The sequence below is a fragment of the Streptomyces sp. MCA2 genome (assembly GCF_023544705.1).
Taxonomy (GTDB): domain Bacteria; phylum Actinomycetota; class Actinomycetes; order Streptomycetales; family Streptomycetaceae; genus Streptomyces; species Streptomyces decoyicus.
Genome location: NZ_JAMJFM010000056.1, coordinates 24,716 through 47,976, shown reverse-complemented (window position 1 = coordinate 47,976; position 23,261 = coordinate 24,716). Strand labels below are relative to the sequence as shown.

The following is a 23,261-nucleotide window of genomic DNA, read 5'->3' as shown; positions in this document are numbered from 1 at the left end:
CCCGGTGCCGGTCGGTTCGCGACCGGCTACCGGCCGGCGGTCAGCGAGGTGTGCGGCCGGACGTCATCGGCGAAGTCACGGACGTGCCGCGACCGGAGAGCTCTGTGGAGCCGGAGGAGAGGGCCGATCTCGCGGCACATGGTGGAGTCGTCGGCCAGCACCTGGGGCAACAGGCCCTTGTCGGCGCCGAGATGACGCTTGGGCACACCCGCCACCGCCTCCCGCCGCGTCGCCTCGATCCAGCATGCGGTGGCGGTCAGCCGCCGGCTCTCAGGGGCACCGGCGCCGGCCGCACACCGCCACGCCTCCTCCAGGAGCCACGGCGACGCCCAGCCGTCGTGCAGATACGTGATGCTGTCACGGATGTCGATGACCCGCTGGTGGAGCCGCTCCCAGGCATGCGTGAGGTCGAGGAGGTCCGCACCGCGCGAGGGCGGTGGCACCACCATGAGTTCCGGGGTCGCCTGACGGAGCAGCAGCCACAGTGCGCGCAGCCGTTGTCTGCGGTGCCAGTGCAGGAGCGCCTTCATCGGCGGCTCCAGGGCGGCGAGCGAGCAGCCCAGCGCCACCAGGACGAAGCGCGCGAACGAGCACCAGAATCCGGTCAGGGCAAGCTCCGGCGCGCTGTCGGGAGTGATCCACCTGATCGTACGGACCACCAGATACGGCACTTCCGCACTGGTGCCGAGGGCGAGCGCCAGCACGCTCACGCGCAGGACGGGGCTGCGCATGGTGAGGCCGTGCTTCCAGAACAGGGCCCCTGCTCCCACCGCGGTCAGCAGGCCGTAGGCGATCCAGGCGATCATGTAGCCGGTCCACCCTCCGCGGGCCTGCTCCCCGAAGCGCTCGGCGGCGGGCGTCACGGCGAAGAAGAACAGCGCGAGAGCGGCCATCGTGGCGCCGCTCACCCACGGAGCGCGGCGCAGCCAGGCGGGCGCGGAGCACCCCGCCGTGTGCAGCCGTATCGCGAACCACCAGACGGCCGCGAAGTCGGTCAGCGCCACCAGAGCGACGGCGAGTTCACCGGCCTTGGCGATGCCGGTCGTCGCGTCGATCCACCGGCCCACCGGGGCCTGGATGACCAGCGACCCCAGCGCCAACGCGACCAGCACGTACCAGACAGGGCGCCGCCGCGGATGCCTCAGTGCCGGAATGCGCAGGATCAGTACGGACCACACGACGAGGAGCAGTACCCCGCGCGCCTTCTCGACGAGGTCAGGCGCGTCGAGCACAAGGGGCCCCCAACAGCTCCTGTGCCCGGCTCTCCACGGCGCTGACTTTCTTGTGCCGCATGCCGCCTGCGCGCTTCAGCACCATGGCGGAGAATGTCTCCGCAATTTCCTCTTCGGTGTTGTGGCACTTCAGGATCCGGCCCGGCCCGCGGACGAAGGGGCCGGCGGAATGCGCGGCCGCGAGATCACGAGGTGCCACGCCGTGGCCGGCGAGCATATGGCAGATCTCGTGCAGGATGATGTGGTCCCGGTAATATCCGGAGACCGACGAGCCGTAAAAGATGTGGTCGCTTTCCCCGTCGTCGTACCAAAAGCCGGACGGCATAGCGGGTATGTCCACCGGATGCAGCGTCAGGGAACGCCCCCGGGACCGTTCCAGCGCGCGGCACAACTCCTCGACGTCCCACGGCTGGGGAAGATCCGGAAGTCGCAGGACGAGCTTCCTGGCGATCACTCGCACATGCTTCCTGGCTATGGAATCGCTCCTTCCGCTCGACCGTGGGCACCGCCGGCTCATCGCTCCCCCATGGATGGTGTGACCGTACGGCCCCGCCGGCTACCCGACTCCGCCGCCTCTTTCCTCCTTGACCATCTGGAGGGCCTTCTCGATCGCCGCCAGCTCGTCCGGCTGCAAGGAGGAGAAACGAAAGGCCAGGGCCTCCCACCGGCGTTGCCCGCCCGCGCAGGAGTGCGCCGCGGGGGGAACGAAACGGGCGGGTGGCAGCCCGAAGAAGCGCGCGAGCATCTCCCGCGTCTTGTCCGTGATGTTGGGTGCCTCACCCTTGAGGATGTTGTGAACGTGACTGTGCGAGATCGTGGCACTGTCATTCGCTTCACGAATAAGCTGAGTGAGCTTCCTGACGGAGGGGACATTCCCCTGTCCGTACTTGTCTTCCAAAAGGCCCCAGACCGCACTGGCAAGCCAGACCCCGGGAGCGTCATCCGACGCCGTGTTCATGCTCGGCGACCTCCCGTCAAGCCTCTGCATGTCAAGCCGAGTGTACATGCCAGATAAAGAGAGAGGAATAGCCCGATACTTCTGGAAAAATCAGGAAGGATCTTGATGCCTCCCCCGGCCGGGCGGGCAGGGGCAGCAGCGTAAGCCGGAGGGGTCTTGCGGCAGTTGAGCGACCGAACCGGGGACACCGGGGACAGATGTGCGCGGCGGCCGCGGAGATGTCACGGGCGGCAGCCGACGGCCTCCAGGGGAGCGCAGCCCCTGGTCACGACGCCGGCCCACGCGCCGTCCCCGGCTCGATGCCGGTTGCGGACGGGCGCGTGGGCCGGAACGTCTCAGCTGTGCTGGCAGGCGACCGCCGGGCGGACCACCAGCTCGGTCAGCTCCCGGCTGAGGTCGTCCATGCCGCACCGGGCGGCCTGGTCGATCACCGAGATCAGGGCGAGCCGCTCGGCCTCGAACCAACCGGACGGCGACGCCGTGAGCGTGTCGAGTTCGGCGGTGCCCATCGGCCCGGTGGGCATCGAGGCGCCGAAGAGCATCTGCTCGCCGTGGCCGGAGCCGAACTCCCGCCGGCGTGCCTGCTCGGCCACCGAGAGCCAGCCGCGGAACGCACGGTGGAGGGCCTCCCGTTGCTCCAGCGCACTCCCCTCCTCCTTGGCCAGCTCCCTCGCGTGGAGCCGCAGGAGGTTGCGGAATCCGTAGCGCGGCTGCCCCGTGGAATCAAAGCCCACCGTCTGGAGGAGGTGCGCGTCGACCAGGCTCTCCATCAGCCCCTCGGCCTTGTGGGTGTCGGTGGCCAGCAGGGCCGCACCGACCCAGCCGGCGAAGTCCGGCGCATCCAGCAGGCCGAGCCTGCGGTACAGCAGGGCGACGTCGTGCGGCAGCGCGTGGTAGCTCAGCGCGAAGCTCGACCGGACCTGCGACTCCCCCGAGCTGAGCTCGTCCAGCCGGAGCTGTTCGTTGTCCAGCCGGGAGGCCAGATAGCCGATCGGCCACTGCGGCTTGGCGGCCAGCCGGGCCGCGGCGATCCGCACCGTCAGCGGCAGCCGGTCGCACAGCTCGACGAGCCGTTCGGCATCCGCCCTGGCGGCGTCCACCCGCTCCTCGCCGATGAACTGCGCCAGCAGGTCGGTCGCCTCCCGCCGGCGCAGCACGTCCAGGTGGATGCTGACCGCGCCGTGCCGGACCACCAGCTGCTCCAGCAGGCTGCGGCTGGTGAGGAGCACACAGCTGCGCGAGCTGCCCGGGATCAGGGCCCGCACCTGGTCGAAGGAGCGGACGTTGTCCAGCACGATCAGCACCCGGCGGTCGGCGAGCACGCTGCGGTACAGCGCCGCGCGCTCATGCGTCTCGGCGGGGATCTCCGCCTCCGGAACACCGAGGGAACGCAGGAACCAGCCGAGTACGACGGCGGGATCGGCGGGATCGTGGGTCTCGTCGTAACCCCACATGTCGGCGAAGAGGAGCCCGCCCGGGAACTCGTCGGCGACCTGGTGGGCCCAGTGGACGGCCAGGCCCGTCTTGCCGACGCCCGCGCCACCCGTGATTAAGCCCATGGTGAGCCGCCGGCCCTCGGTATGGCCGTCGACCAGGGTGTTGAGGCTGGCCAGCGGGGTGTCCCTGCCGACGAACGCCGGGATGTCGGCGGGCAGTTCCAGCGGAGCGGTCCGCGGAGTCTCCGGCGCCTTCTTCGGGACGACGACGGCCGAGGCCATCAGCGAGGGGTCGTCCCGCAGGATGGCGTCATGCAGCTCGCGCAGTGCGGGGCCGGGTTCGAGGCCGAGCCCCTCGATGAACTGCGCCCGCCCCTCCCGGAAGGTCTCCATCGCCTCCGCGCGGCGCCCGACGCGGTACTGGGCGAGCATCAGGGCATAGCGGGAGCGTTCCCGCAGCGGATGGTCACGGACCACCGAGACCAGCCCGGGTATCAGGTCGCCGTGGTGGCCGAGTTCCAGCTGCGCGGCGACATAACCGTCGTAGCCGGCGAGCCGGAGCTCCTCCAGGCGCTCCATCTCGTCCTCCACCAGCGTTCCGGCCACTCCCGCCAGTGCGGGGCCGCGCCAGAGCGCCAGTGCCTCTTCGTGCAAGGCCGCCGCGTCGGAGGTCCGTTGCTCCTTCGCCGCTTCCTGCGCCCGCAGCGTGAGGCGTTCGAACTCGACAGAGTCCACGTAGTGGTTTTCGAGGGCGAGCAGATAGCCGGGGTGCGCCGTGACGATGACTTCGTTGTCACACCCTTCGGCTTTGAACCTCTTCCGGAGTGCGGCGATGCAGATCGCCACCTGCGTACGCGCCGTGGCGGGCGGCCTGCCGTTCCACACCGTTTCCACCAGGGTGTCGACCGACACAATGCGCCCCGGATTGAGCAGCAGCAGCGCGAGAATGGTGCGCTGCCGGGCACCGCCAATGGCTATCCTCTGGTTCTCCTTGGTCACTTCCAAAGAACCCAGGATATGAAATCTGAGCTGGTCCCCCACTAATTCCCCCCGCACTGAAAGACCGTGCCTAACAATGAATGGGGAGTCACCGGGCCGGGCAGGTATGCCCTGACGATGTGACGAGCGGACGGCTTGAAAGGCAGTCCCCAACCCCCGACCGGGTCCGCCGGTTCCCTCCGGCATCCACGGCAATGTGCTACACGGTTCGCCGCGGGCCCGTGACAGACGGATCCGATGGGGCCTGTCACGGCCGGACGAACATCAACTGGCAGGCCCACCCCGCCGTATGCCGGCGACCGCCACGCCGAGCGCTCCCGCGTGACGACGGCGAGGCACAGGGACAGGAACGTCTTAGCTGGTCAACGCGTCCTTCGCCGGATCCCGGCCCGTCCCTCGTCCCGCGGTACACCCCCGCCACCGGACCCCCGTGGACCCGTTGGCCGTCAGGCCCGACCGCCCACCAGACCGCGGCTCACCTCACGGGAACGCATTCTTGGTCTTCATCGCCCACTCAAATTCAGCATGGATCGCGCCGCAGCTTCCTTCAGCACCGTTCACGCGATTGCTTTCGTTCCGCACAGCGGAACGATCACGGAAGTGCAGCACGTTCGCACCGTTGCGAACCCCGGTGGCAAAATAGGTTCCCCCCATACCCCCCGGGTCGCGATGACGTGGTTAACGCTATGGGAACGGCTGTTCTCCGTCAAGTTTGATGGACAGTTGAGTGGACATTTAAAGGACCGGTTCACCGGCCGCCATCTCGGCGTCACGATCCGGCCAATGCGGAAGGGGAAGTCCCGCTTCGACCGGCGCCCCGCCCGCCGGCACCTCGGCCGATTTTCGCCCTCCCCGCGATGTCTGTTTCCCCTCCCCGCAACGCAGAGTGGGAGGGCACCTTCCCCGCGACGCGATCCGGTTCGGGGGTGAACCGGTCGGCGCGGGCGAAGGCACCCTCCGACACCGCTTTCCGCCGTGCCGCTCTGCGCGACCACGGGCCCGGGGTGATCCGGAGGACACCCCCTAGTCGAGCACGTGGCCGTCACCGTCCCGGTGTCCTCGGGAGCGGCGCAGGTCGGTGAGGACGAAGGTGCGCTGAAGCCAGCGGTCCTGTCCGTCATACCGGGGGCGGAAGGACGTACGGCCGTGTACGGTCACGCGGTTGTCGACGATCGCCAGGTCGCCGGGGACCAGCCGGACGGTCTGCGCGGTCCGGTCGAACAGCTCCTGGAGTTCGGCCATGGCCTCCTTGGCCCGCTGGGTCGTCGGCTCGGTGGCCGCCAGGTCCACGCAGATGTCCGGGTCCTCGGCGGCTCCGTAGAGCACCGCGTGCGGTTCGGCCCCCATGCCGTCCATACCGAACGAGGGCGGTGGCGCGGTGACGAACTCCTCGCTGAACAGCGCCTGCCGGGCCTCCTCGGACAGCTGCGGCAGCACCTCCCGGATGCACGCCGTGCGCAGGCCCGCCACACCCTCGTGGTCGGCGCGCAGACACAGCAGCATCACGAAGTCCGGACGGTGCGCGTGGAACGCGTTCTCGGTGTGGAACGTGAGCAGCACCGACCCCGCGTTGCTCTGGTAGTCCTCCTGGCCGGGCACCGGGACCACGTCCTGCACGATCGCGCCGGTCTTCTCCGGGCGGTAGGCGGCGGGATCCCCCAGACCGCTCGCGACCATGGCCAGGACCGCCGCGGACACACCGGCCTCGCGCTGCACCGAACCGGGCCTGTTGGGGGTCGGCGGCAGCATCGCCCCGCCGACCGGCAGACCGTGGATCAGCATCGTGCCCGTGCGTCCGGAGTCCTTGCGGAACTCCCGCAGCCCGCCGGTCAGTCCGGCCGGCAGCTCGGACCAGGCCCTGCGGGCCCGGGCCAGCCAGGCGGGGTCGTCCACCATGCCGCCCGGTGCGGCCAGTTCCGCGGCCACCCGCTCCGTCAGCAGCGCCTCGCCGGTGTCCACCGTCAGGGTCACCGGCTGTGCGCCGGTCTCCACCGTCACCGTCATGCCGTCGAGCCCATCGCCTCGACGACACTGCGCGGACGCATGTCGGTCCAGTTTTCGGAGATGTAGGCGAGGCTCTCCTCGTGCCCCGCCTCCTCGTTGGCCACCCGCCAGCCGGCCGGCACCTGGGCGAAGGCCGGCCACAGGGAGTACTGGTCCTCGTCGTTGACCAGGACCAGGTAGCGGCCTTCGGGGTTCTCGAATGGATTGGTCATCGCCTGTCTCTTTCTGCTGTACCGGTTCCGCTGCGGCGCGGAGGAGGGAGGAGCCGACGGAGTGTCACGCCGGTTCGGCGATCGCGGACTCGTCCACGTCGATCGCCTCGGGTCCGTACATGTGACGGACCCAGTTGGACTGGTAGACCGTGTCCAGATAGCGCTCGCCCAGGTCGGGGGAGATGGCCACGGCGGTGATCCCCCCGTGGTCGGGGGCGTGTTCGGCGAGCCACTGCGAGGCGCCGGCGACGACCGTCCCGGTGGAGCCGCCGAAGAGGAATCCCCGGCCGACCAGCCGGCGGCAGGCCCGTACGGTGTCGGTCTCCCGGACCTGGACCACGTGGTCCACGAAGGACTCGTCCAGCAGCGGCGGGCGCACCCCGGCCCCGAGGCCGGGGATCATCCGGGGCTGAGCCGGCCCGCCGAAGGTGACCGAGCCGACGCTGTCGACCGCGACGATCCGCACCGCGGGGCGGTGCTCGCGGAACCAGCGTGCGCACCCCATCAGCGTTCCGGTGGTACCGGCTCCGACGAAGAGCACATCGAGCTCGGGGAACCGTGCCGCGATGTGCGGAGCGGTCAGCCGGTGGTGTGCCCGCCAGTTGTTGGCGTTGAGGTACTGGTTGAGCCAGACGTACCGCTTGTCGCTCGCACAGAGCCGCTGGACGTGCGCGAGCCGTGCGCCGAGGAACCCGCCCTCGGGGTCCGGCTCGTTGAGGGTGTGCACCTCGGCGCCGAGCGCTTCCATCATCTGCTTGGTGGCCAGATTGCAGCGGCTGTCCGTGACGCACACGAACCGGTAGCCCTTGCTCGCCGCGATCGTGCTGAGCGCGACCCCGAGGTTGCCCGAGGAGGATTCCACGAGGATCGAGCCACTGGTGAGCAGGCCCGACCGCTCGGCCGCCTCGACCATTTCCAGGGCGGCCTTCAGTTTGACGGAACCGGCGAAGTTGAATCCTTCGCACTTGAGGTAGAGGGGCACCCCGATGGAGGACCGCAGATCTACGTAGAGATCGTCCTCATTGAACTCTTGCGGAGCCGAGATAATCGGCACAGTACCTCCCGCATGACGCGCTGTTGGAGGATGCGGACCGCTCAGCCGTATCGACGCATCTCATGGAAGAAGTCCTCGACGACCGGCAGTTCCCCGGCGGCGTTCACGGTGTCGTAGACGTGCTTGCCGACGGCCAGGTCGAGCACCCCGAGCCCGAACGGAGAGAAGATCACCGGGCGGTCGGCGGCCGGGGTGAGGCGTCCGGTGAGCACGTCGTCGAGGGTCCCGTCGACGAAGTCCCGGTTGCCGACGCGCTGTTCGGCCAGGTGGAGCGAGGTGTCCGCCTTCAGGCAGTGCTCCACGTCATCGACGACGTTGGTCGCCGAGAGCACCACGTCGACGGACACGTCGCGCAGTGACACATGGAGCACGACCGGGTGGTGCGAGAACCAGTCGGGGTCGGTGACGTGCGGGGTGCCGGCGGTCGTCGCGAAGACCAGCAGATCGCTGTTGCGGACCAGGTCCTCGGCGCTCTCGTGCACGGTGACCCGCCCGGCGCCGTCCGTCGCGTCCTTGAGATACGTGGCGAACCCGCCGGCGTACTCGGCGGACAGGTCGAACACGCCCAGCTCGTCGAAGGACCAGTCGGTGCCCGCGAGGTACTGGTGCACATAGCGGGCGATGAGCCCGACGCCGAAGAAGCCGATCCGCCGCGGGCGCTCCCGATGAGCGGTGAGCCGGTCGGCGGCCAGCGCCGCGGAGGCCGCGGTGCGGGTGGCGCTGATGATGGAGCTCTCCAGGCACGCCAGCGGATAGCCGGTGTCATGGTCGTTGAGGATGAGGACGGCGGAGGCCCGGGGGATGCCGGCGGCCACGTTCTCGGGGAAGCTGGAGATCCACTTCATCCCGTCCACCCGCACCTCGCCGCCGATCGACGCCGGCAGGGCGATGATGCGGGAGGTGGGGCGGTCCGGGAAGCGCAGGAAGTAGGAGGGCGGGTTGACGGTGTCACCCGCGCCATGGGTGCGGTAGGCGGCTTCGATCAGGTCGACGACCTCACGGTGCCGGCCTTCGAGGGCACGGTGCACCTGGCCGCCGGAGATCACGGCGAACGAGGGCGCCGGGGCGGAACGGGACATCAGGACTCCACAGTTCGAGAGGTCAGGGACGGACGTGCCCGGCGAGCCGGACCGGGTTGCCGAAAATCACCACGATGTCGCGGGCGCCCTGGTACGGCTCGCGGCTGTGTGCCATCCGCAGGTTGTCGACCAGCAGGACGTCTCCGTCCTGCCACGGCTCGCCCACGGTGGCGTCGCGGTAGGCCGCGTTGATCGTCTCGACGGTCTCCCCGGTGAGGGGCGTGCCGTCGCCGTACGCGGTGTTGAAGGGCAGGCCCTCGGGGCCGTACACGTCGACGAGGTAGTCACGGATCATCGGGTCGAGGGTCCGCTCGTTCAGGAAGGCCACCTGGTTGAACCAGACCGGGAGGCCGGTGCGCGGGTGGTCGACCACGGCGGAGCGGTGCTGCCGGGTGCGCAGCCGGCCGTCCGGCAGCCACTCGTGCTCCAGGCCCGCCCGCGCGCAGTACGCGTCGACCTCGGCGCGGTCCTCGGTGCCGAACGCCTCCGTCCAGGAGACGCCGATGTCGTGGTACATGCGGGTGAGCAGCCAGCCGTCGCGGGCGAAGGGGGCCACCAGGTCGGCGGGCAGCGCCTGGAGGACCTGCTGCGAGTCGGCGACCGCGGTGCGGCCGCCCTCGGCCGGAGCCGTCAGGCAGCCGAAGAGCAGCAGGCCGGGCACCTCGGTGGCGTAACTCAGCTCGTGATGCATGCACATCGGCTCGTCCGCGGGCCATTCGGAGGACGAGTAGACGCCGTCGGCATGGGCGTACCGCGGGGCGAACCGCTCCCGCTCGGTCATTCGTGCCACGCCGAGAGCGGTCGCGATCGCCGCCACCTCGTCGGGCGAGCCGACGCCCAGGCCGCGCAGCAGCACGGCGCCGTGCTCGGCGACCAGGTCGTGGACGGCGCTTCGGTGGTCCTGCGCCCAGCCTGCCGCGGTGCCGTCTCCGGGCGTCGCCCGGAGGACCGGCAGACCGGCGGGGTGCGGGGCCGGGCCGCCGTCGGCGGCCGTGACGGGTGAGGCGTGCACGGTGGGGGAACTCATCTTCTCTGTCTCTCTCGGTGGTTTCCTCGCGGGGCGGGCGCGGACGGTGGTGTGTTCAGCCGGCGCTGCCGGTGCCGTGCGGCTCCTGGTCCGACTGCTCGGCCGCCTTCCGCTCCAGCAGCGCGGCCACGTCGGCGACGGTCGGCGTGTGGGCGAGTTCCTTGACCGACACCACCCGGTCCAGGGCGATGGCCAGCCGGATCGCCGTCAGCGAGGTGCCGCCGAGGTCGGCGAACCGCGATCCGCGGCCGATGCGCTCCAGCGGCACCTTGAGGAGGCCGGCCCACAGCGCGGCGACCCGCCGTTCGGCAGCGCTCTCCGGAGCCCGGAACCCGCTGCTGCCCGCGGTCTGTTCCGCCTCGGCCGCCATCCGGGCCAGCGCCTTCTTGTCGATCTTCCCGTTGGCGGTGAGGGGCAGCTCGGTGCCGTGGTGCAGATGCTGCGGCACCATGTATCCGGGCAGCACCCCGGCCAGCGCCTCGCGCACGACCTCGGGGCGCACGTCCGCGGCGCCGGTGTAGTAGCCGACCAGATAGGGGCGTTCGGCGGTTCCGGCGGTCACCACCGCTCCGTCGCGGACGCCCGGCACCTGGAGCAGCCGGTTCTCGATCTCGCCGATCTCGATCCGGAACCCGCTGATCTTCACCTGTGAGTCCCGGCGGCCGAGGAACTCCAGCGTGCCGCCGGGCAGCCACCGCCCGAAGTCGCCGGAGCGGTACAGCCGCTCCCCCGGCCGGTGCGGATCCTGCCCGAAGGCCGCCTTGGTGCGTGCTTCGTCGTTGATGTAGCCGCGGCCGACACAGACCCCGGAGAAGACGATCTCGCCGGGGACGCCCAGCGGTACCGGCGAGAGCCGCTCGTCGACGACGTACACCCGCACATTGCGGATCGGCTTGCCGAGCGGCACCGAGCGGTGGCCGGGGACCCGGTCCATCACCTCGTGGTTGGTGTCGTCCGAGGTCTCGGTGAGCCCGTACGCGTTGGCCAGCAGCACGCCGGGGAAGGCGGTGAACCAGCGCTGGACGAGTTCCTTCTTGAGGGCTTCACCGGTGACGGAGACACAGCGCAGGCTGGGCAGTTCCCGGGGCCGCTCCTCCAGGGCGGACAGCACCACTTCCAGATAGGAGGGGACCAGCTGGACCACCTGGACGGCCCCGTCGGCCAGGGTGTCGAGGAACCGGCGGACGTCCAGGACGACTTCCTGCCCGATGATGCGGGTGGTGCCGCCGACCAGCAGCGCGGAGACCAGCTGCCACAGGGAGATGTCGAAGCACTGGGGGGCGGTCTGCGCCACCACCTCGCCCTCGCCGATGCCGAGATCCTCGATCTTGGCCAGGAGGTGGTTGAGGAAGCCGTTGTGCTCGCACATCGCCCCCTTCGGCTCGCCGGTGGAGCCGGAGGTGAAGTAGATGTAGGCGAGCTGGTCGGCGGCCACCGCAAGACCGAGGTCGTCCTCCGGCCCGTCCTGCGTCAGCAGGTCGTCGAGGTAGGACAGTTCGATGCCGTCCCGGCCGGCCAGCGCCTGGGTCAGGTGGGGCACACCGCGCTCGGCGAGGACCCACCGGCTCCCGCTGCGGGTCAGGACGGTGGCGATCCGGTCGGCGGGGAAGTGCGGTTCGAGCGGCAGGTAGCAGCCGCCCGCCTTGAACACGCCGATCACGGCGGCCAGCCACTCCAGGCTGCGCTCGGTGACCACGGCGACCACGTCCTCGCCGTGCAGCCCCCTGCGGTGCAGCGACCAGGCGACCTTGTTGGCGTGGCGGTTCAGTTCCCGGTAGCTCCACCGGCGGTCCCCCAGGACGGCGGCGACCGCGTCGGGGTGACGGCGTACCCGCTCCTCGAACAGCTCGTGGAACCGGCGGTCCGGGAGGGGGCGGACGGGCCCGGAGAAGTCCTCCAGCTGGAGGGCGAGTTCGGCCGGCGACTGCAGGCTGCGCGCGTGGTGCGCATCGTCCGGGTCCCGGGTCAGCGCGCGCAGCGCCGTGAGCACATAGCCGGCGACCCGCTCGGCGCTCACCTGGTCCTGGGCGCCGACGCCCTGCCACGCCCGGAGGGCCTCGGCCCGGCCCGGGTCGGTGGCCACCCGGCCGATCACCTGACGCCAGGTGCCCTCGCCGGCCGACGACTCGTGGAAGCCGGCGACCACCCCCGCCACGATGAACTGAGCCGCGAGCAGGACGGACCCGGCGTCGGCCCCGCACTCCTCGGCCACCCGCTCGACGGCGTCGGCGACGTCCGCGGGCACGACCGGGAGATACCCGGCCATCGGTTTGCCGTCGCCCTGACTTCCTGCGCTGCCCACCACGAGCGTTGCACCCCACACCGGATGTCCGTCGGATCATGAAATCGGCGGCCGATCTCATGCTTGGTGGAATGGAAGCTAGGACGTCTCTTTATCGATGGATTATCGAGCCCCTTTGCTCACACCAATACCTGGCGTCTCACCAGCACTGGGAGCACCACCCGGCACACCGAGTGGATCAAGGAGCATCTCCGCGGCACGGAAGGCGAGTTCGAGCGACTGCCGGTGGTTCAGGCGCGGGTCACAGGCGGTCTCGTACCGTCGGTGGAGGTCCTCCACCAGGACGTCGTCGCCGCCGACGCACTCGGTGACATCGTCCCCGGTGAGTTCGACATGGAGCCCGCCCGCATGCGTGCCCAGCGCACGGTGCACCTGGAAGAAGCCCTGGACCTCGTCCATGATGTCGCCGAAGCGGCGGGTCTTGTGGCCGCTGGGCGCCACGAAGGTATTGCCGTGCATCGGGTCGCAGACCCAGGCGACCACCGCGCCGGCCGCCCTGACCTTCTCGACCAGCTCGGGCAGCCGGTCGCGGACCCGCTCGGCTCCCATCCTGACCACGAAGGTCAACCGGCCCGGCTCGTTACGGGGGTTGAGCCCGGCCGCGTAGCCGAGGGCCTCGTCGGCGGTGGCGCCGGGGCCGAGTTTCACGGCGAGGGGGTTGCGGACGCGGGCGAAGTGGGCGACGTGCGCACCGTCCAGGTCGCGGGTCCGCTCGCCGATCCACAGCATGTGGCCGCTGCCGGCGTAGACGTGCCCGGTCCGCGGGTCGGTGCGGGTCAGCGCCTCTTCGTAGTCGAGCAGCAGGCCCTCGTGGCTGACGAAGAACTCGACGGCGTGCAGCTGCTGGGAGGTGACGCCGCAGGCTTCCATGAAGCGCAGCGAGCGGTCGATGTCGTCGGCCAGTTCCTCGTAGCGGCGGCCGGCGGGTGAGTCGGTGACGAAGGCCCGGTTCCAGTCCCGTGCGTGGTGCAGTCCGGCATAGCCGCCGGTGGAGAAGGCGCGCACGAGGTTGAGGGTCGCCGCGGAGGACTCGTACATGCGCAGCAGCCGCCGCGGATCGGGGCGGCGTTCGGCCGGCGTGAAGCCCAGACCGTTGACCGCGTCACCGCGGTAGGCGGGCAGGGTGACCCCGTCGCGGGTCTCGGTCGGCTGCGAGCGCGGCTTGGCGTACTGGCCGGCCAACCGGCCGATCTTGACCACGGGTACGGACGCGCCGTAGGTCAGCACCACGGCCATCTGGAGCAGGGTCCGCAGCTTGCCGTTGATCGCGTGGGCGGTGACACCGGCGAACGTCTCGGCACAGTCACCGCCCTGGAGCACGAAGGCCTCGCCACGGGCCACCGCGGCCATCCGCTCCCGCAGCCGGTCGCACTCCTCGGCGAAGACGAGTTCGGGCAGCCGGGAGAGCTCGGCCGTGACCTCGCCCAGCAGTTCCGGATCGGGCCAGGCGGGCTGCTGGGCGGCCGGCCGGGAATTCCCGGTATCGGCGCGGCGGGATTCCGTCATCAAGGGGAGATGCATCGCGGCCTTTCGCGGAGAGAGGGATGCCGCGGACCCGGCACCCGGGGCGCAGGGTCCGCGCAGAGAATTCCAACCGTCCGCGCGGAATGCGGTCAAGGTCCGGCGGAATGGTCTGCTCGGCGGTTCTCCAATTGGTCTGGTCGCCGTCGGCTCCCCGGTGTTTTTCTTGCCGATGTCGCGCCGCGGCCGGAATGCGATCCGGAACCGGGCGGACAACGCGCGAGCCCAGACCGCACGGAGAAGGAATGCAGATGCCACCAACGACGCGAGGCAATGCCGGTACGGAGGCGCGGACGGGCGCGCCGCTGCGCGTGCGGGTCACCGAATCGGAGCTGCCGTGGCACGATCCGCTCCAGCTCTACACCGGCCTGCTCGGGGAACTCGGGCAGCAGGAGGTGTTCCTCTTCGAGAGCCTGGCGGGTCCCCAGCGGGACCGCGGCCCGGCGGTGGTCGGCTACGGACGGCTCGCCGAAGTGTGCGTGTTCGCCGGCCACATCGAGGTCAGCGGCGCGCCGGCGCTGTGCGCCGCCCTGCTGGCGGCGGCCGGCGAGGCGGGGATGACCGAGGACCCGGACGCCCCGGAGGGCTCGCCGGCGCGCCGCCGGTTCGTGGATTCCGGGCAGGTCTGGGACCTGATGAGGCGGTCCCAGCGGCTCTTCGACGTGGCGGGCGGCCTGCCGCAGGACACCTACGCCTTCGGCTTCCTGGCCGGCCTGGGCTACGAGGCGGCCTGGCACATGGACGAGCTGCCGGACCGGAAGACCCCCGCCCGGGGCCCCGACATGACGTTCACGCTGTTCCGCGACACCGTCTGGTACGACCCGGGGGCGGTGCATGCCCGGCATCTGACCGCCCGCGCGGACGCGTTCCCCGCCGCCCGTGTCCCGGACCTCGGTGCCCTGGTGGAAGCGGCCGCCGCCCGTACCGTCGCGGACGACGGCCGACCGTGTCCCGAGGCGCCCGCGCCCCGGTCGGTACGGGACACCGTCGCCCGTGACACCTTCCTGGAGTGGGCCGGCCGCTGCCTGGAGCACATCCGGGTCGGGGACATCTACCAGATCCAGATCGGCCACCGCATCGACGTCGACACGGAGTTGACCCCCGTCGAGGTCTACCGGCGGCTGCGGTCCCGTAACCCGTCGCCGTACATGTATCTGGTGCCGCGCACGGGCGAGACCCTCATCGGCGCCAGCCCCGAACTGTTCTTCCGCACCGAGGGCGACGAGATCGTCATGCGGCCGATCGCCGGCACCACCCGGCAGGCGGACACCGCGGAGGAGAACGAGCGCCGGGTCAAGGAGATGCTGGCGAGCACCAAGGAGCAGGCCGAACACGTGATGCTGGTCGACCTGTGCCGCAACGACATCGGGCGGGTCTGCCGGCCGCGGTCCCTGTCGGTGGCGGACCTGATGACGGTGGAGGCGTACTCCCATGTCTTCCACATCGTCTCGACGGTCACCGGACGGCTGGAGCCGGGCGCCGACGTGTGGCAGTCGCTGTGCGCCACCTTCCCCGCGGGCACCATGACCGGTGCGCCCAAGCTGCGCGCCATGGAGATCATCGACGGGATCGAGCACGAGCCGCGCGGGAGCTACGCGGGGGCGGTCGGCCTGATCGACGTACGCGGCTGGAGCAGCCTCGCGCTGTGCATCCGCACCATCGTGCACGACGGCCGGACCTACTCCACACAGAGTTCGGCGGGCATCGTCGCGGAGTCGGTGCCCGAGGCCGAGTGGGACGAGACCCTGGCGAAGATGGGCGCCGCCTACTGGGCGCTGACCGGTGAGGAACTGCTGTCATGAAGATTCTGCTCGTGGACGCGTACGACAGTTTTGTGCACATCATCGACCAGTACCTGCGCACTCTCGGCGTCACCACCGAGGTCGTGCGCTCCCGCACCCGCACACCGGAGGAGCTGGCGGCAGGGCGGCCCGACGCGGTGGTGCTGGGGCCGGGCCCGGGGCATCCCGCCGCCTCCGGACACGTCGAGCTGGTACGCCGGTTCGCCGGGCAGGTGCCGCTGCTGGGGGTGTGCCTGGGCCACCAGGCGATCGCCCTGGCGTTCGGCGGCCGGGTGGCGGTCGCCGACCACTTGATGCACGGACGGACCAGCCCGGTACGGCACGACGGCCAGGGACTCTTCCAGGGGCTGGGGAACAGCACGGTGGCCACGCGCTACCACTCACTGATCGTCTCCCGGGCGCTGCCGGACGAACTGGAGGAGACGGCGACGGCCGAGGACGACGGCTACGTGATGGGGGTGCGGCACCGCACGCTGCCCGTGGAGGGCGTGCAGTTCCACCCCGAGAGCATCATGACCGAGGGCGGCCTCCAGCTCTTCGAGAACTTCCTGGCGGGCGCGGTGCGGTGACGCGGGCGCGGTGCGGTGAGGCCGGCGCGGTGCGGTGAGGCCGGCGCGGTGCGGTGAGGCCGGCGCGGTGCGGTGAGGCCGGGGCCGCTCCGGCGTACGGACCGCGGCCGTCAGGCGGGCGCCGCGCGCCAGGACGGGCCCCGCGCATGACGTACTCCCCGGAGCGCCTCGGACGGAGGGCTTCAGGCGCACCGCTCGGCACGGCCGGCCGCGGGCAGCCCCGCGTAGGCGGCGCCCAGCTCCCTGACCGCCTCCGCGATCCCGGTGCGCGGCACCGCCGTATAGCCCACCACCAGGGCGGGAGCGGCCCGTTCGGGGCGGGCGTGATAGCGCCGCCCACCGGGCACCAGCACCGAACGCTCCAGCGCCCGCCCGACCAGCGCGGTCTCGTCGACCCGGTGCGGCAGCCGCACATAGGCGTGCAGCCCCGCCGCCGAGCCGATGAGGCGCGCACCGGGCAGGAACCGGCGTACGGACTGCTCCAGGCACTCGCGTCGCATGCGGTAGTGGGCCCGCCGGAAGCGCAGATGGCGGTCGAAGTATCCGGACCGCAGGAGTTCGGCGAACGCGAGCTGGGTGAGGACGTCGGAGCCCAGGTCGCGACGGGAGCGGGTGCGCTCCAATGCGGCGAGCAGCCGGGCCGGCACCGCCAGCCAGCCGAAACGCAGGCCCGGGGCGAGCGACTTGCTCGCCGTACCCCCGTAGACGACGCGTTCGGGGGCCAGGCGCTGAAGGGCCAGGGGGCGCGCACCCCGCTCCAGCCACAGGTCACCGTCGTAGTCGTCCTCGATCACCCAGGCACCGGTGTCGCGTGCCCAGCGGACCAGGGCCTCCCGGCGTGCCGGTGACAGGGTCACGCCGGTGGGGAACTGGTGGGCGGGGGTGACGAGTACGGCCCGTACGCCGGTCGCGGCGAGCGCCTCGACGTCGATGCCCTCGTCGTCCACGGGGACCGGCACCGGCCGCAGGCCCACTTCCCGGATGAACTGCCGCTGACGGTGGTGGCAGGGGTCCTCCATCGCGATCCGGTCGATGCCGGAGCCGGACAGCACGGTGCACAGCAGCCCGAGCGCCTGCGCGAACCCGGACACCACCATGACCTGCCCGGGGGTGGTCAGCACACCGCGCGCCCGGCCGAGGTACCGCGCCAGCTCCTCGCGCAGCCCCTCGGCCCCGGACACCGGCGGGTAGTCGAGGTCGCCCGGGTCGATCGACTGAAGGGCGCGCTGGTAGGAGGCGAGCCACTCGCGGTGCGGGAAACCGGCGACCTGCGGCGTACCGGTGCGCAGGTCCCAGCGCACCGGAGGCGCCACGCCGTCGTCGAGCAGGGTCGGCAGGGCGGCAGCGGTCAGATGCTCGGCCACGCGGGTGCCGGAGCCCTGGAGGGCCTCCAGATACCCCTCGGCGATCAGCCTGCCGTAGGCCTCCACCACCACACTCCGGGAGACCCCCACGTCCTCGGCGAGTTGCCGGCTGGACGGCAGCCGGGTGCCCGGATGCAGCACCCCCGCGGAAATCTCACCTCTGATCCTGCCCTCGATCTGGGCGGTCAGCGGTTCTTCGGATTCTCTCGACACATCGATCAACGCGTGCCAGGTCATGCTTTTCCCTCTCCGGGAAAGTGGACTGGAGTCACTGGAGACAATTGGTCTGGCCGACGCTCCGCGCCGGATCGCAGAATTACCCCGAGCCGAGCCTGCCGCAGCTGCCGAACAGGCGCCGAGAAAAGGGGATGACGCGTGACCGTGACACATCGGGAAAAGTCATGGCCGGTTATTCTCACGGCGCTGCTGGCGGGAAATGATCTCCCGGCGGACGACACGGCCTGGGCCATGGACCAGGTGATGCGGGGCTCCGCGACACCGGCACAACTGGCCGGTCTGCTGGTGGCCCTGCGCGCCAAGGGCGAGACCGTGGCGGAGGTCGAAGGGCTCGTCCGGAGCATGTACGAGCACGCCGTGGCGCTCGACATCCCGGGCCCGGCACTCGACATCGTCGGCACCGGCGGCGACCGGTCCCACAGCGTCAACATCTCCACGATGTCCGCGATCGTCGCGGCGGGGGCCGGGGCCCGGGTCGTCAAGCACGGCAACCGCTCCGCGTCCTCCGCGTCCGGCTCGGCCGATGTGCTCGAACAGCTCGGTGTGGCCCTGAATCTGCCGGTCGCCGATGTCGCCGGGCTGGTCCCGGAGGTCGGCATCACCTTCTGTTTCGCCCCGCTGTTCCACCCGTCCGTACGTCATGCCGTCACGCCCCGGAAGGAACTGGGCATCCCGACGGTCTTCAACGTGCTCGGCCCGCTGACCAATCCGGCCCGTCCGACCGCACAGGCCGTCGGTGTGGCGGACGCCGGGATGGCGCCGCTGATCGCCGGTGTGCTGGCCCGGCGCGGGGTCGGCGCACTGGTCTTCCGCGGCGACGACGGGCTCGACGAACTGACGGTCACCACCACCTCCACGGTCTGGTCGGTCCTCGAAGGACGGGTACGCAAGGAGGTGTTCGACCCGCGCGACATCGGTGTCCCGTACGCCCCGCCCCAGGCACTGCGCGGTGGCGACGCCGCGCACAACGCGGAGGTGGCCCGCGCGCTCCTGCGCGGCGAGCGCGGACCGGTGCGCGATGCCGTGCTGCTGTCGACCGCCGCCGGACTCGCGGCGCTCGACCCCTGTGACCGGCCGGTCACCGAGCGCCTCGCGGCCGGCATGGAGCGCGGCGCGCGGGCGATCGACACCGGGGCGGCCGCGGCGGTCCTGGAGCGCTGGGCGGCCGTCTCCACCAAGCTCGCCTCGGCGGGCTGAGCCGGCCGGCGCGCCACGGCCGGGCCCTGCCGGGGCCCGCCGGGGTGCCGCTGGGGCCCGCCGGGGTGCCGCCGGAGCCCGCCGGGGTGCCGCGCGGGACGCCGCGCCATGCGGCCGGCTCAGCGCCGCCCCGCTTCCCGCAGGGCGGTCAGCATCGGACCGGGACCGCGCCGCCCCGTGACGAGAGCCTCGCCCACCAGCACGGCATCCGCACCCTGGGCGCCCAGCGCGGACACATCCTCCGGCCCCCGGATGCCGGACTCCGCAATACGCACCACGCCCTCCGGGACGAGGGGCGCGAGCCGTGCGAAGGCGCCGCGGTCGACCTCCAGAGTCTTCAGGTTGCGGGCGTTGATGCCGATCACGGAGGCGTTCACGGCGAGCGCGCGCTCGATCTCCTGCTCGTCATGGACCTCCGTCAGCACGGTGAGCCCCAACTCCCCCGCCAGCTGCGTCAGCTCGGAGAGCTCGTGCTGCTCCAGCGCCGCCACGATCAGCAGCGCCAGGTCCGCGCCGTGCGCCCGCGCCTCCCACAGCTGATACGGCGTCACGACAAAGTCCTTGCGCAGCACGGGGATCCGGACCGCGGCGCGCACGGCATCGAGGTCGGCGAGCGAACCGTGGAACCGCCGCTGCTCGGTGAGCACACTGACGACAGCGGCACCGGACCCCTCGTAGACCCGGGCCAGCTCCGCCGGGTCGACGATGTCGGCCAGCGGCCCCTTGGACGGGCTGGCCCGCTTCACCTCGGCGATGACCTGCACCCCCTCGGCCGAGCGCAGCACCGCGGCGGCGTCCAGCGCGGGTGGCACCTCCGCCACACGGTCGCGCAACTCCCCTTCTGGAAGCAGCCGTTGCCGCGCCGCCAGATCTTCGCGTACGCCGCCGACAATCTCGTCCAGCACGGTCATGACGGTCATGGACCTCAGTTCCTTCCGGTGTGCAAACAGAGGGAAACGCCGCGCGCCGCAGGGGGGATGGTCCACGGCGCGGGCGCTTCCGGTTCGATGGGTAACGGAAGTGCCGTCACCTTCACTTACTCGGCCGTTGCCCCAGAGTGCGGGGCAGTGGGCGTGCTGAACGACGGGGGCCGGCCCCACCCACGCCACCCTTGCTACTGCCGCACGCACGCAGTTGACGATCGACGGTTGGCGGTTGGCGGTGGGCGGTGGGCGATCGACGGTTGACCGTCGATCGTTGATCGTTGGCGGTTGGCAGGGGCTTCAGGAGGCGATGCGCACCACCAGGGGGTTCGCCAGTGCGCGGTAGTCGGCGGCGGCCAGGGCGACGGACAGATCCAGTCGTGCGGCGTTGAAGTACAGCGTGGGCTGGTCGAACAGCCCGGGATCGGCCAGCACCGACAGATCATCGTGGAACGAGAACGGGATGATGCTCCCGCTCACACAGCCCGACAGCCGCTCGGCCAGCCCCCGGTCCGCCAGCCGGGCCCGCCGCCCGCCGCACTCCCGGGCAACCCCGTCCAGGTCCACCCGCCGGTCCCCAGGAACCACCGCGAGCACATGCCGTTCACCGCTCACCCCGCCGGACACGGTGACGATCATGCACTTGGCCGCTGCCGCGAGCGAATGCCCACGCAGCGCACTGGCCCGCACGGTCTGCCCCTCGGGCGGATGCTCCAGCAGGCCGAAGCGAGCTCCGCCCTCCTCCAGCAGCCGCAGCAGCCGCACCGACGCGACATTCCCGCCCTCCGGCACCTCCCCCGCGCCCGGGGCCGTGGCGGCGGCCGTGGCCGTCTCAGCCGTCTGCACCCAGCGATCGGCCACGCCTTCGGCCGCGTCTGCGGCTACGCCTGAGTTCGGCATTTCCGTTCTCCTTCTGAATGCGTCCGGCACAGGCACCGGCACGGGCGCCTGCACCTGCACTGGGAAATGGACCTGCATCTGCACCTGGCCCGGAACCGGCAATGGCACTGGCAATGGCTGTGAACCTGGGCCGTGCGCCCGTTGGCCTTCCGCAGCCCTGACGCGGTCCTGACACGGTCCGACTCGGAGTTCCCGGCCGGACGTCAGGCGCGGCGTGAAAGCGTCGGTGGTTTCACGCTTGGCGGACACGACGCTAGGAGGTCCGTTTATCGCTGGATTATCGAGCCCTTAGAGAAGCGGCCCGGTGTCCCATCAGGTGAGAACGGCGACGGGTGCCCGGTCTCGCTGGTGACGATCACGGCGGTGGTGAGGTATCGACGGCGGCGGTGAGGGCTCGACGTAGGTGGTGACGGTCACAGTCGCGATGGCGGTAGCGGTCACAGTCACCGTCACGGCGTTGACACAGCGCTCCCGACACGCGACCCGCCGCCAGCAAGAACGCCCCCAATGCACCACAAAGGCGACATCACCATGCCACCCGGCACCCGCCTTCACCGTGCCGCCGCGACCACAAGCCCGGCCACGGCACCCCACTCAGGCGACACCGATTGAATGATCAAAGCAGCGGCGAGCTAGCATATGAGCACCGCCTAGCTCGAAAGATAAGCCTGTGACTGTCAATGACGACTCGTTCACCAACTGGAAAAACCGCGAGGAGATCGCGGAGTCGATGATCCCGATCATCGGGAAGCTGCACCGCGAGCGGGACATCACGGTCCTGCTGCACAGCCGCTCCTTGGTGAACAAGTCGGTGGTCAGCATCCTCAAGACGCACCGGTTCGCCCGGCAGATCGCCGGTGAGGAACTCTCGGTCACCGAGACGCTGCCGTTCTTGCAGGCTCTCACCACGCTCGATCTCGGCCCTTCCCAGATCGACATCGCCCTGCTGGCCGAGACGTACCGGACCGAAGACCGCGGTCTGTCGGTGGAGGAGTTCACCGCCGAGGCCGTCGCCGGCGCCACCGGTGCCGACAAGATCGAGCGCCGCGAGCCGCGCGATGTCGTCCTCTACGGGTTCGGCCGGATCGGCCGCCTCGTCGCCCGCCTGCTCATCGAGAAGGCCGGTTCCGGCAACGGTCTGCGGCTGCGCGCCATCGTCGTCCGCCAGGGCGGCGAGCAGGACATCGTCAAGCGCGCCTCGCTGCTGCGCCGCGACTCCATCCATGGGCAGTTCCAGGGCACGATCACCGTCGACGAGGCGAACAGCACGATCATCGCCAACGGCAACGAGATCAAGGTGATCTACGCCAACGACCCGTCCGAGGTCGACTACACGGCGTACGGCATCAAGGCCGCGATCCTCGTCGACAACACCGGCAAGTGGCGCGACCGCGAGGGCCTGTCGAAGCACCTCCGCCCCGGCATCGACAAGGTCGTCCTGACCGCGCCGGGCAAGGGCGACGTCCCCAATGTCGTCCATGGCGTCAATCACGAGACGATCAAGCCGGACGAGCAGATCCTCTCCTGCGCGTCCTGCACCACCAACGCGATCGTCCCGCCGCTGAAGGCGATGGCGGACGAGTACGGCGTGCTGCGCGGCCACGTGGAGACCGTCCACTCGTTCACCAACGACCAGAACCTGCTGGACAACTACCACAAGGCCGACCGTCGCGGCCGTTCTGCGCCGCTCAACATGGTCATCACCGAGACCGGTGCCGCCTCGGCCGTCGCCAAGGCACTGCCCGACCTCGATGCACCCATCACCGGCAGCTCGATCCGCGTTCCGGTGCCGGACGTCTCCATCGCGATCCTCAGCCTGCGCCTCGGGCGCGCGACCACCCGCGAGGAGGTCCTCGACTACCTCCGCAATGTGTCGCTGACCTCGCCGCTCAAGCGCCAGATCGACTTCACCAGCGCCCCCGACGCGGTCTCCAACGACTTCATCGGCTCGCGCCACGCCTCGATCGTCGACGCCGGCGCCACCAAGGTCGACGGCGACAACGCGATCCTCTACCTCTGGTACGACAACGAGTTCGGCTACTCCTGCCAGGTCATCCGCGTCGTCCAGTACGTCTCCGGTGTGGAGTACCCGACCTACCCGGCCCCGGCGGTCTGATCCCGCCGGACTCTCCGACCCGGTGCCCCGACGGGCGGGACACCGGTGGGGCAGCAACCGATCCGACCGGATCCGGTTGCTCCCCCACCGCCCCCGCCGACCATCCGCCCACGCGGCACCGACAACCGGCAACCGGCAACCGGCAACCGGCATGAGTCTCACTCACCCCTCACCGACTGACTGACCTCAGGTAGCGACACCACCCCTGACCCAGGCGCCCACCTCATACTCTTGGGCGCACTGCGAAGATCATCTTCTGTCAGCCCTCGCGACACCACGTCCACAAGCTCAGCAACAGACGCCCCGCCATTCGACACTCCCCCCGACCA

19 protein-coding genes are annotated in these 23,261 nt (G+C 70.6%); 4 read left to right on the top strand and 15 right to left on the bottom strand.

Annotated elements, in window-relative coordinates; all coding sequences use genetic code 11:
- Nucleotides 1-26: 26 nt before the first annotated feature.
- The 12 genes from M8I34_RS33885 to M8I34_RS33830 form a co-directional block, all read right to left on the bottom strand.
- Entirely contained in the window at nucleotides 27-1,232 is a 1,206-nt protein-coding gene (locus M8I34_RS33885) for a DUF6545 domain-containing protein (RefSeq protein ID WP_250056225.1), read from the bottom strand.
- Entirely contained in the window at nucleotides 1,216-1,686 is a 471-nt protein-coding gene (locus tag M8I34_RS33880) for a hypothetical protein (protein WP_250056223.1), read from the bottom strand. The genes M8I34_RS33885 and M8I34_RS33880 overlap by 17 nt, the downstream gene beginning before the upstream one ends.
- 102 nt (nucleotides 1,687-1,788) lie before the next feature.
- Nucleotides 1,789-2,190 (bottom strand): hypothetical protein, encoded by a 402-nt coding sequence (locus M8I34_RS33875; RefSeq protein ID WP_030992949.1) that lies wholly within the window; start codon nucleotides 2,188-2,190, stop codon nucleotides 1,789-1,791.
- Between the two features lie 335 nt (nucleotides 2,191-2,525).
- Nucleotides 2,526-4,625, bottom strand: a complete 2,100-nt coding sequence (locus M8I34_RS33870) for a BTAD domain-containing putative transcriptional regulator (RefSeq protein WP_250056251.1) — start codon at nucleotides 4,623-4,625, stop codon at nucleotides 2,526-2,528.
- A 480-nt stretch (nucleotides 4,626-5,105) separates the two neighbouring features.
- Nucleotides 5,106-5,279, bottom strand: coding sequence for a hypothetical protein (locus tag M8I34_RS33865; RefSeq protein WP_244418312.1), 174 nt, complete (start codon nucleotides 5,277-5,279; stop codon nucleotides 5,106-5,108).
- Nucleotides 5,280-5,648: 369 nt separating this feature from the next.
- On the bottom strand, nucleotides 5,649-6,629 hold the full coding sequence (locus tag M8I34_RS33860) for a TauD/TfdA family dioxygenase (protein ID WP_250056221.1): 981 nt from the start codon (nucleotides 6,627-6,629) through the stop codon (nucleotides 5,649-5,651).
- Nucleotides 6,626-6,841 carry an MbtH family protein gene (locus M8I34_RS33855; protein ID WP_250056219.1) on the bottom strand — a complete coding sequence of 72 codons (216 nt, stop codon included), beginning with the start codon at nucleotides 6,839-6,841 and terminating at the stop codon, nucleotides 6,626-6,628. Before M8I34_RS33855 ends, M8I34_RS33860 begins: the two co-directional genes overlap by 4 nt.
- A gap of 64 nt (nucleotides 6,842-6,905) precedes the next feature.
- Nucleotides 6,906-7,895, bottom strand: a complete 990-nt coding sequence (gene sbnA / locus M8I34_RS33850) for a 2,3-diaminopropionate biosynthesis protein SbnA (protein WP_250056217.1) — start codon at nucleotides 7,893-7,895, stop codon at nucleotides 6,906-6,908.
- Between the two features lie 41 nt (nucleotides 7,896-7,936).
- Nucleotides 7,937-8,974: a 2,3-diaminopropionate biosynthesis protein SbnB gene (gene sbnB, locus M8I34_RS33845; protein WP_250056215.1), complete on the bottom strand. Its 1,038-nt coding sequence runs from the start codon at nucleotides 8,972-8,974 to the stop codon at nucleotides 7,937-7,939.
- 22 nt (nucleotides 8,975-8,996) lie between these two features.
- Nucleotides 8,997-10,001: a TauD/TfdA family dioxygenase gene (locus tag M8I34_RS33840; protein ID WP_250056213.1), complete on the bottom strand. Its 1,005-nt coding sequence runs from the start codon at nucleotides 9,999-10,001 to the stop codon at nucleotides 8,997-8,999.
- Between the two features lie 55 nt (nucleotides 10,002-10,056).
- A complete protein-coding gene (locus M8I34_RS33835) occupies nucleotides 10,057-12,306 on the bottom strand; it encodes a non-ribosomal peptide synthetase (protein ID WP_250056211.1) in 2,250 nt (749 codons plus the stop codon).
- A gap of 99 nt (nucleotides 12,307-12,405) precedes the next feature.
- Nucleotides 12,406-13,809 carry a class II 3-deoxy-7-phosphoheptulonate synthase gene (locus M8I34_RS33830; RefSeq protein ID WP_250056210.1) on the bottom strand — a complete coding sequence of 468 codons (1,404 nt, stop codon included), beginning with the start codon at nucleotides 13,807-13,809 and terminating at the stop codon, nucleotides 12,406-12,408.
- Nucleotides 13,810-14,075: 266 nt separating this feature from the next.
- Between M8I34_RS33830 and M8I34_RS33825 the strand changes: the two genes are divergently transcribed.
- Both M8I34_RS33825 and M8I34_RS33820 read left to right on the top strand, forming a co-directional pair.
- On the top strand, nucleotides 14,076-15,626 hold the full coding sequence (locus M8I34_RS33825) for an anthranilate synthase component I family protein (RefSeq protein ID WP_250056208.1): 1,551 nt from the start codon (nucleotides 14,076-14,078) through the stop codon (nucleotides 15,624-15,626).
- On the top strand, nucleotides 15,623-16,195 hold the full coding sequence (locus M8I34_RS33820) for an aminodeoxychorismate/anthranilate synthase component II (RefSeq protein WP_250056206.1): 573 nt from the start codon (nucleotides 15,623-15,625) through the stop codon (nucleotides 16,193-16,195). Before M8I34_RS33825 ends, M8I34_RS33820 begins: the two co-directional genes overlap by 4 nt.
- 182 nt (nucleotides 16,196-16,377) lie before the next feature.
- Here M8I34_RS33820 and M8I34_RS33815 read toward each other — a convergent pair whose 3' ends face one another.
- Entirely contained in the window at nucleotides 16,378-17,796 is a 1,419-nt protein-coding gene (locus tag M8I34_RS33815; protein ID WP_250056204.1) for a PLP-dependent aminotransferase family protein, read from the bottom strand.
- A gap of 138 nt (nucleotides 17,797-17,934) precedes the next feature.
- On the opposite strand from M8I34_RS33815, the gene trpD reads away from it, so the two are divergent.
- On the top strand, nucleotides 17,935-18,993 hold the full coding sequence (gene trpD / locus M8I34_RS33810) for an anthranilate phosphoribosyltransferase (RefSeq protein WP_250056202.1): 1,059 nt from the start codon (nucleotides 17,935-17,937) through the stop codon (nucleotides 18,991-18,993).
- A gap of 119 nt (nucleotides 18,994-19,112) precedes the next feature.
- Here the strand turns inward: trpD and trpC are convergent, their stop codons facing one another.
- Both trpC and M8I34_RS33800 read right to left on the bottom strand, forming a co-directional pair.
- The gene (trpC, locus tag M8I34_RS33805) at nucleotides 19,113-19,904 is read right to left on the bottom strand and encodes an indole-3-glycerol phosphate synthase TrpC (protein WP_250056249.1); all 792 of its coding nucleotides are present in this window, start codon (nucleotides 19,902-19,904) and stop codon (nucleotides 19,113-19,115) included.
- A 312-nt stretch (nucleotides 19,905-20,216) separates the two neighbouring features.
- Nucleotides 20,217-20,816 carry a YbaK/EbsC family protein gene (locus tag M8I34_RS33800; protein ID WP_250056200.1) on the bottom strand — a complete coding sequence of 200 codons (600 nt, stop codon included), beginning with the start codon at nucleotides 20,814-20,816 and terminating at the stop codon, nucleotides 20,217-20,219.
- A gap of 670 nt (nucleotides 20,817-21,486) precedes the next feature.
- Here M8I34_RS33800 and M8I34_RS33795 point away from each other — a divergent pair.
- Nucleotides 21,487-22,932, top strand: a complete 1,446-nt coding sequence (locus M8I34_RS33795; protein ID WP_250056197.1) for a glyceraldehyde-3-phosphate dehydrogenase — start codon at nucleotides 21,487-21,489, stop codon at nucleotides 22,930-22,932.
- The last annotated feature ends 329 nt before the right edge of the window (nucleotides 22,933-23,261 follow it).

What these genes read in the sequence shown, in the direction of transcription:
- trpC (WP_250056249.1), bottom strand. Translation starts at nt 19,904, where the DNA reads ATGACCGTGCTGGACGAGATTGTCGGCGGCGTACGCGAAGATCTGGCG.
- M8I34_RS33875 (WP_030992949.1), bottom strand. Translation starts at nt 2,190, where the DNA reads ATGAACACGGCGTCGGATGACGCTCCCGGGGTCTGGCTTGCCAGTGCG.
- M8I34_RS33855 (WP_250056219.1), bottom strand. Translation starts at nt 6,841, where the DNA reads ATGACCAATCCATTCGAGAACCCCGAAGGCCGCTACCTGGTCCTGGTC.
- M8I34_RS33820 (WP_250056206.1), top strand. Translation starts at nt 15,623, where the DNA reads ATGAAGATTCTGCTCGTGGACGCGTACGACAGTTTTGTGCACATCATC.
- M8I34_RS33800 (WP_250056200.1), bottom strand. Translation starts at nt 20,816, where the DNA reads ATGCCGAACTCAGGCGTAGCCGCAGACGCGGCCGAAGGCGTGGCCGAT.
- M8I34_RS33815 (WP_250056204.1), bottom strand. Translation starts at nt 17,796, where the DNA reads ATGACCTGGCACGCGTTGATCGATGTGTCGAGAGAATCCGAAGAACCG.
- M8I34_RS33860 (WP_250056221.1), bottom strand. Translation starts at nt 6,629, where the DNA reads ATGACGGTGACGGTGGAGACCGGCGCACAGCCGGTGACCCTGACGGTG.
- sbnB (WP_250056215.1), bottom strand. Translation starts at nt 8,974, where the DNA reads ATGTCCCGTTCCGCCCCGGCGCCCTCGTTCGCCGTGATCTCCGGCGGC.
- M8I34_RS33830 (WP_250056210.1), bottom strand. Translation starts at nt 13,809, where the DNA reads ATGACGGAATCCCGCCGCGCCGATACCGGGAATTCCCGGCCGGCCGCC.
- M8I34_RS33825 (WP_250056208.1), top strand. Translation starts at nt 14,076, where the DNA reads ATGCCACCAACGACGCGAGGCAATGCCGGTACGGAGGCGCGGACGGGC.
- M8I34_RS33840 (WP_250056213.1), bottom strand. Translation starts at nt 10,001, where the DNA reads ATGAGTTCCCCCACCGTGCACGCCTCACCCGTCACGGCCGCCGACGGC.
- M8I34_RS33865 (WP_244418312.1), bottom strand. Translation starts at nt 5,279, where the DNA reads ATGGGGGGAACCTATTTTGCCACCGGGGTTCGCAACGGTGCGAACGTG.